The 7,670-nt window shown below is 73.9% G+C and carries 8 protein-coding genes; 6 read left to right on the top strand and 2 right to left on the bottom strand.

What is annotated here, in order from left to right; all coding sequences use genetic code 11:
- Positions 1-232 precede the first annotated feature (232 nt).
- The 4 genes from ABZY57_RS31150 to ABZY57_RS31135 all read left to right on the top strand — a co-directional run bounded on the left by ABZY57_RS31150 (position 233) and on the right by ABZY57_RS31135 (position 4,368).
- Positions 233-1,498: an NAD(P)-binding domain-containing protein gene (locus ABZY57_RS31150; RefSeq protein WP_356517650.1), complete on the top strand. Its 1,266-nt coding sequence runs from the start codon at positions 233-235 to the stop codon at positions 1,496-1,498.
- Positions 1,499-1,529: 31 nt separating this feature from the next.
- A complete protein-coding gene (locus ABZY57_RS31145; protein WP_356517648.1) occupies positions 1,530-1,904 on the top strand; it encodes a hypothetical protein in 375 nt (124 codons plus the stop codon).
- Between the two features lie 5 nt (positions 1,905-1,909).
- Complete coding sequence (locus tag ABZY57_RS31140) at positions 1,910-4,039, top strand: SpoIIE family protein phosphatase (RefSeq protein ID WP_356517646.1); 2,130 nt, start codon at positions 1,910-1,912, stop codon at positions 4,037-4,039.
- A gap of 161 nt (positions 4,040-4,200) precedes the next feature.
- Complete coding sequence (locus tag ABZY57_RS31135; RefSeq protein ID WP_250737611.1) at positions 4,201-4,368, top strand: hypothetical protein; 168 nt, start codon at positions 4,201-4,203, stop codon at positions 4,366-4,368.
- Positions 4,369-4,452: 84 nt separating this feature from the next.
- Here ABZY57_RS31135 and ABZY57_RS31130 read toward each other — a convergent pair whose 3' ends face one another.
- The gene (locus ABZY57_RS31130) at positions 4,453-4,914 is read right to left on the bottom strand and encodes a DUF6299 family protein (protein WP_356517644.1); all 462 of its coding nucleotides are present in this window, start codon (positions 4,912-4,914) and stop codon (positions 4,453-4,455) included.
- Positions 4,915-5,088: 174 nt separating this feature from the next.
- Here ABZY57_RS31130 and ABZY57_RS31125 point away from each other — a divergent pair, with 174 nt between their 5' ends.
- Entirely contained in the window at positions 5,089-5,694 is a 606-nt protein-coding gene (locus ABZY57_RS31125) for a DUF4352 domain-containing protein (RefSeq protein WP_356517642.1), read from the top strand.
- 57 nt (positions 5,695-5,751) lie between these two features.
- Positions 5,752-6,246, top strand: a complete 495-nt coding sequence (locus tag ABZY57_RS31120; RefSeq protein WP_356517640.1) for a DUF5949 family protein — start codon at positions 5,752-5,754, stop codon at positions 6,244-6,246.
- Positions 6,247-6,361: 115 nt separating this feature from the next.
- Here ABZY57_RS31120 and ABZY57_RS31115 read toward each other — a convergent pair whose 3' ends face one another.
- Positions 6,362-7,609: a cytochrome P450 gene (locus tag ABZY57_RS31115; RefSeq protein ID WP_356517638.1), complete on the bottom strand. Its 1,248-nt coding sequence runs from the start codon at positions 7,607-7,609 to the stop codon at positions 6,362-6,364.
- Positions 7,610-7,670 lie beyond the last annotated feature (61 nt).

The following is a 7,670-nucleotide window of genomic DNA, read 5'->3' as shown; positions in this document are numbered from 1 at the left end:
CGGGGCCGGGAGCTGGCGCCGCCCGGCGAGGCAGGTGCCTCCGGCGGCCCCGGCGGCCCCGGCGGCCCCGGCGTCCGCTCGGCTCCGCAGGAAGCCCCGGCGGAGCCGGACGAGCTGGTGACGCGGTAAGGCCGTACGGCCGTAGGCGTGTAGGGCGTAGGGGCGCGGGGGCGGCTCGGGGCGCAGGTGGCGGGAGACAAACCATGAGGCTGGAGGGACTGCGGTGACACGGATGGACGATCTCGTGGTGGTCGGAGCGGGGCCCTACGGGCTGTCGATCGCCGCCCACGCGGCCGGTGCGGGGCTCGGGGTGCGGATCCTCGGGCGTCCCATGGCCTCCTGGCGGGACCACATGCCCGAGGGCATGTACCTCAAGTCGGAGCCGTGGTCCTCCAACCTCTCGGCGCCCGACGGGCGTTACACGCTGGCCGAATACTGCGCGGGCCACGGGATCGCCGCCGAACACGGAACTCCGCTGCCCATCGGGACGTTCAGCGCGTACGGGCTCTGGTTCGCCCGGCACGCAGCGCCCCGGGTGGAGGAGGCGACCGTCATCGAAGTCACCCCGCAGGGCGGGGGTTTCCGGATCCGTACCGCCGAGGGGCCGCAGCTGCTCGCCCGGACCGTCGCGCTGGCCGTGGGCGTGATGCCGTTCGTCCGGTACCCCGAGGCGCTACGGGAACTGCCCGCGTCCCACTACTCGCACAGCAGCGGCCACCGCGACCTGACCCGCTTCACCGGCCGCGAGGTCGCCGTGCTCGGCGCCGGGCAGGCGGCGCTGGAGACCGCGGCCCTGCTCGCGGAGAACGGCGCCCGCCCGTGCCTGGTGGCCCGGCGCACCCGGCTGAACTGGAACACCGTCCCGCAGCCGCTGCGGCGGCCCCCGCTGCGCGCCCTGCGCGATCCGCACAGCGGCCTGGGCACCGGCTGGCGGAGCTGGGCCTGGTCGGAGCTGCCCTGGGCGGTGCGCAGGCTGCCCGCGCCCACCCGGGAGCGGATCGCGGCGACCGCCCTGGGCCCGGCCGGAGCCTGGTGGCTGCGGGAGCGCTTCGAGCGGCGGGTCCCGGTCCTGCTCGGCCACCGGTTGCAGCGGGCGGTCCCGGCGGGCGGGGGGACCCGGCTCGGGCTGTCCACCGCCGCGGGGGAGCCCGTCGTCCTGAACACCTCGCACGTGATCGCGGCGACCGGCTTCGCCCCGGACCTGGCCCGGCTGGAGCTGCTCGACGCGGGGCTGCGGGCCGCGCTGGCCACCGTAGGGGAGAGCGGGACGCCGGAGCTGAGTCCCGGCTTCGAGTCCTCGTGGCCGGGGCTGTTCTTCGCGGGGCTGCTGACCGCTCCCTCATTCGGCCCTTCCATGCGATTCGTGCACGGCGCCGGCTTCACGGCGGGGAGACTGGTCTCAGGAGTCCGCAAGCGTCTGGGGGCCCGGAGCCCGCTGAGGGGTTCCAGCGGTGCGCCCCGGACCGACCGGGCTTCGGCTGCCGGGCGCAGAGCGTGAGAGCCAGTCACACGACGTGAGAGGTGTCGCGATGAGCGAGGAGCGCGCACAGGGCAGGGGCTGGGTGAGGATTCCGGCGAGCCGTGCGGAGCAGCCCGGCACGACGACGAGGGCGGCGCCCCCGCGGCCGTACGGGCAGACCCCGTACCCGCAGCCCCCGTACCCGCAGTCCCCGCGCGCGCAGGACGCGTATCCGCAGGACCCGTACCCGCAGGACCCGTACCCGCAGGGTCGGCACGCGCAGGCGCAGCGTTCCCAGGCGCAGCGTTCCCAGGCCCCGTACGACCCCTCGGTGATCTACCTCTCCCTCCTCAAGCGCTGGCAGGAGGCCGGACGCACCCTTCCGGGGCATCCTGACGAGGAGTGGGAGCGGCTCATTTCCCAGCCGTGCTGGCCCGGCCGTTAGGTGGTGTGAGTCTCGTGGCAGCGGCGGAGCGACGCGACAAGAGACCGGACGGCCCCGGGAGCGCGGGGAGTGCCGGGAGCGCCCAGCACCCCCTCACCGACCCCGGCGAGCGGCTCGCGCTCAACGGCATGGGCAGCTTCGAGTGGGACCTCGGCGCCGGGACCATGACCATGGACGAGGCCGGGATGGCGGTCTTCGACCTGGATCCGCAGGACTTCGACGGCACCCCCGACAGCGTGGGCCTGCGGATCCCGATCGACGACGCCGCCCGGCTCAGGGACACCGTCCAGGGCGTCCTGGACGCCGGGGAGGAGACGTACGGCCAGTACTTCACGGTGCAGCGGCGCGACGGCCGCGACCAGTGGACCCACACCCAGGGCCGGGTCCTGCGGGAAGCTGAGGGCCGCCCGGTGCGCATCGTCGGCATCGTCCGGGACGCGACGGCCGAGCTCGCCCACCTCACGGTGCTGCGCAAGCTCGAATCGGCGCGCGCCCAGCAGGCGGCCATCGTGCAGCGGACCACGGAGGCCCTGTCGCGGGCGGTGACGGTCGACGACGTGACGGCCACGCTGACGGGCGCGGGGGCGCTGGAGCGGCTCGGCGCGGAGGGACTGGCGCTGGGGCTGGTCGAGGGCGGAACCATCAAGATCATCGCGCTGAGCGGGGAGTCCCTGGAGATCCTCAGCGAGCGCAAGTTCACCCGGCTGGACGGCTCGCTGCCGCTGTCGCAGGCGGTGCTCAGCAGGAAGGCACGTTTCGTCACCTCGCTGACGGAGCTGGCGCAGGAGTTCCCGCTGCTCTCCGACTACCTGCGCCGCATCCAGTACGACGCGGCCGCCTACCTCCCGCTCATCGCGCAGGCCGAGGCCATCGGCGGACTGGTGCTCTTCTACCGCCGCCGCACCGAATTCAGCCCCGAGGAGCGCAACCTCTGCCTGGGCCTGGCGGGCATCGTCGCCCAGTCGCTCCAGCGGGCGCTCCTCTTCGACCAGGAGCGCGAGTTCGCCACCATGCTGCAGGCGGCCATGCTGCCGCGGCGGATCCCCGACATCACCGGCGGGGAGATCGCGGTGCGCTACCACTCGGCCTGGAGCGGACGCGAGGTCGGAGGGGACTGGTACGACGTGATCGCGCTGCCCCGCGACCGCGTCGGCATCGTCGTGGGCGACGTGCAGGGCCACGACACGCACGCCGCCGCGATCATGGGCCAGCTCCGCATCGCGCTGCGGGCCTACGCGGGCGAGGGCCATCCGCCCTCCACCGTGCTGGCGCGCGCCTCCCGCTTCCTGGCCGAGCTGGACACCGAACGGTTCGCGACCTGCATGTACGCCCAGGTCGACCTGGAGACCGGCGGCGTACGGGCCGTCCGCGCGGGCCACCTCGGACCGCTGATCCGGCACACGGACGGGCGAACGGGCTGGCCCAACGTGCGCGGCGGCCTGCCGCTCGGGCTGGCCACGATCTTCGAGCAGGAGGAGTTCCCCGAGACCCGGCTCGACCTGGTCCCCGGCGAGACCCTCGTGCTCTGCACCGACGGGCTCGTCGAGGAGCCCGGCACCGCCATCACCCAGGGCATGGACGCCCTCGCCCACGCGGTCCGCAGCGGCCCCCAGGGGGCCGGGGCGCTCGCCGACCACCTCTCGGACCGGCTGTGGGAGCGCTGGGGCTCCGGCGACGACGTGGCCCTGCTGGTGCTGCGCCGGGCCCCCGACCCGGGCACCCACCGGGCCCCGCGCATCCACCAGTACGTCCACCAGGCGGACCCGGAGGGGCTCTCCGAGGCCCGCTACGCCCTGCGGCAGGCGCTGCGCGACTGGGGCATGCCGGAACTCGCCGACGACGTGGAGCTGGCGGCGGGAGAGCTGCTGGTCAACGCCCTGCTGCACACGGACGGCGGAGCGGTGCTGACGATGGAGGTGCTGCCCGAGCCGGTCCGGCGGATCCGGCTGTGGGTCAAGGACCGCTCCAGCGTGTGGCCGCGCCGGCGCACCCCGGGGGAGTCGGCGACCACGGGCCGCGGGCTGCTGCTGGTGGACGCGCTGGCCACGCACTGGGGGGTGGAGTCCCGGGGCGACGGCAAGGCGGTGTGGTGCGAGTTCTCCGCGGCGGGCAGCGCGGCGCGGAGCGCACCGTGAGGGGACGGACGGCGGCCGGACGGACGGCGGCGGGACAGGGCGCGGTCGGCGGCGGTGCGGGCGGCGAGGGGGCGGAACGTGACCGGTCGCTCACGTCGAGTTGTGGGGCGGTGAGGGCGGGGTGATGATGCCGCCATGGAACGGATTCTGTGGAACCTGCCGTGCGACGGCTGAGCAAGCGCGCGGTGACGGGCGTCCTGGCGCTGCTGCTGTGCGCGGCCGGGGCGGCGACGGCGGTGGACTGGTCGACCGGGCGTCCGGACACGGACCCGGGGTGCCAGACGGTGGCCTTCATGTCGATGACGGGCGAGGCGCCCGCGTGCCGTTGACGGCTCCCGTCCGGCTCCGGCTGACGCCCGGCTCCCGGTAGCGGCGGCTACCGGAGGGGCGTACGCGCGCACCGCGGCCGCCGGCTACCGGTGGTCGATCACCCGGACCGGGTGGGCGTCCTGCGCGACCGTGTCGATCGAGCGGGGCAGCAGTCCGCCGCCGAAACGGATCTCCTGCAGCTCGGCCCTGGCCAGTGCCTCGCCCGCGTGGACGGTCGGGGTCAGCCGGAGCGTGCCGTGCGCCGACCACGCGTGCACCGCGCCGTCGCACCGGGCGTCGCCGCCGCCGATGCTGAGGCGGACGTCCTCCTGCTCGATGGTCGCCTTGATCTGAACCGCTCCCGAGGGTGACGGAGTGGTGCAGTGGTACTCACCGAAAAGGTGGATCGTGCCGTCGGAAGCGATGTGCGCTTCCGGCGATACGTAAATGCCATGTACGTAATGGTCGCCGCCGTAGGGTGCGGCATGCGCCGGGGCGGTGAATACCGCCGTGGCGCCCAGTGCGGCGAGTGCGGCCAAGGCCATGCGGGGGCCGGTCGTGGCCATCGTTCCTCCTGTTGGACGAGGGGGTTGAGGGGTTGCGGAATTCCGCCGGAACGCATTGTGCTGGCATGCGGAGGTCAATGCGTTCCGCGGGATCGTGTCGATGTGTGCAATTGCCCGCCCGGGCGCGTGAGACTGACCGGAATACGTCCCCGAAGATCCCCGAAGGGATCCCGCATGCGTCAGTCCGCTCTTGCCACGGCCGCCCTCCTCCCGCTCCTGCTGTTCGGCGCCACGGCCTGCTCCGGAGCCCCGGAAGGGGCCGCGCTCGCCCCTGCCGCGGTGCCCGCCGTGCCCGTGGACGACGGTGTGCCGGGCATCGGGGACGATCCCGCGGCGGACCGGGACGGGGTGGCGCGAGCCGCCTCGAAGGACGCCCGTGTGGGTGACTCCGTACGGGTCAGGGGCCGGGAGGTGGGCCGCCACCTCCAGGTGGTGCTGGGCGCCTACGTCGATCCGGCGGTCAGCGTCGAGAAGAACTTCGCCCCGGCGGCGGGCAAGCGCTGGGTGGCCGCCTCGATGTCCTTCGTCAACGTGGGCGGGGCCTCGTACGGGGCTCTCGGGCGCATGTGGGCGCTCGACGGCGCGGGGCAGCGCCACCCGGTGGTGCCCACGGGGGAGCTCACGACCGGCAAACCGCTCGTCTTCGATTCGCTCGCGGTCGGTGAGCGGGCCGAAGGATGGGTGGTGTTCGAAATTCCGGAAAACGCGCGCATCGTGCGGCTCCAGTATCAGGACGCGAACATGCTGGCGAATTCCGGAGGTGGTTTCTGGACGGTCTAGCCCGCCCGGGTGAAACGGCGTCAAAGGGCCGGGCCGGCGACCACTAAGGTGCGGCGCATGACTTCTACCCAGGCCGAACTCGACCGCTCCAAGCTGGGCACCCTTTCGGTGCTCGCGTGGATCGGCGACCCCGACGAGGCCCACGACATTCCCTATCTCCTCGCCTACATCCTCGGGGACGGCCCCGACGGTCCCGCGGCGAGCGAGGCGGCCGCCCGCGGGCTGCTGGAGGAGATCGGCCTGCCCATCGGCGACGTGGTGATGGACGGCGTCCGCAACCCGGCCTCCTTCCCGGTGCAGATCCTCCTGGAGGGCAACCAGATCGCGCTGACCCTGCCGGGCATGAACGCGAAGTGCATCGCCCCGCCGGAGTGGGTCAAGGCGGCGGCCGAGAGCGGGCAGGCGTACTTCCTCTTCGCCACCCGCGCCTGGCCCGAGGCGGTTCCCGGCCGTCCGGTCGACGCCGAGACGCTGCAGGCGTTCGCGGGGGACACCGAGGTGCTCAACCACAGCGCCCACGCCGTCCTCGCGGTGCGGCGCCTGCAGCGCTAGGGCTTGTCGCAGGCACCCGTCGCGCGCGCGCACGCCGTGCGCCGGCCCCCGCTCCGGCCGCCGGGCTCCCAGCCTGCCCGGTGGCCGGTGGCCGGTCCGCGTCTTCCGGGCCGGCCTAAGGCTGTTCGAAGGCGAAGCGCAGTGAGCGGACCCGGTTGTCGAAGCTGGACCCGGCCAGGTCGGGCAGGCCGACCGCGCGCAGGCCGACCGGGCGGGTCAGCAGCTCGCGGAACAGCGCCTTCATCTCCACCCGCGCCAGGTGCGCGCCCAGGCAGAAATGCGGTCCGCCGCCGCCGAATCCCAGGTGGGGGTTGGGGGAGCGGGTGATGTCGAAAGCGTCCGGATCGGGGAAGACGGCCTCGTCGCGGTTGGCGGACGCGTAGTACAGCACCACCTTGTCGCCGGGGACGAACGCGTGGCCGCCCAGGGTGTGTTCGGCGACGACGGTCCGGCGGAACTGGATGATCGGCGTGGAGTGGCGGATCATCTCGTCCACCGCGCCGTCCGCGTGCGCCTCGAAGTCCGCCAGCAGCAGGTCGCGTTGGGCCGGGTGGTCGGTCAGCAGGGTGAGGCCGTGGGTGATGGCATTGCGGGTGGTCTCCACTCCGGCCACCATCAACAGGGAGAAGAAAGCGCCGAGTTGGCGGGCGCCGAGCGCCTCGCCGTCCACGTTCGCGCAGACCAGCGCCGAGATCAGGTCGTCGGTCGGGTTCGCGCGCCGCTCCCGCCCGATCCCCGCCACCATCCGCTGCATCCGGGCCAGGGCCCGCAGTCCGCGCCCGGGCATCCGCAGCCGGGCCGTCAGGCCCCGTTCGACGCCGATGTTCTCGGAGGCGTGGTTGACGCGGTCGGCGATCTCGGCGCGGTAGCGCTCCGGGATGCCCATCATGTTGCAGATGACCTCCAGGGGCAGCTTCGAGGCCACCGCCTCGACGAACTCGTCAGGCCGCCGGTCCAGTACGTCGTCCACGATGCGCGCCGCCACCGCGTGGATGTCCTCCTCGGCGGCCGCCAGCAGTCGGGGGGTGAAGGCCCGCTGCACGATCTTGCGCAGCTGCGCGTGCTCGGCGCCGTCCAGGTTGACCATCGAGTCACCGAACAGCGCCCGCACCCACCGGGCCGGCTCGGGCGTCGTCACCCCGGGCGCGCTGGCGAACACCTTGGGCAGCCGGCTCGCCTCCTGTACGTCCGCGTGCCGTACGAGGGCCCAGTGCCCGGTGCCCTCGGGGACGAACACGGGGGAGTCCAGCGCCCGCAGGCGGGCGAAGGCGGCCAGGCGGTGGGCGGGGGGCGCCTGCCAGAAGGCGGGGTCGGCCAATTCCCTGCCGGGGGCTCGGCCGGCGCGTGGTGCGGGGAGCGTCATGCCCTGGAAACGGTGCCGGGGGCGCGGGGGTGACGGTCCGGCGCGGCGCCGTTGCCCGGGG

Source organism: Streptomyces sp. NPDC006450, assembly GCF_040612195.1.
Lineage (GTDB): Bacteria > Actinomycetota > Actinomycetes > Streptomycetales > Streptomycetaceae > Streptomyces.
Note: the sequence above shows the minus strand (reverse complement) of the source record. Positions and strands in the feature narration are given on the sequence as shown.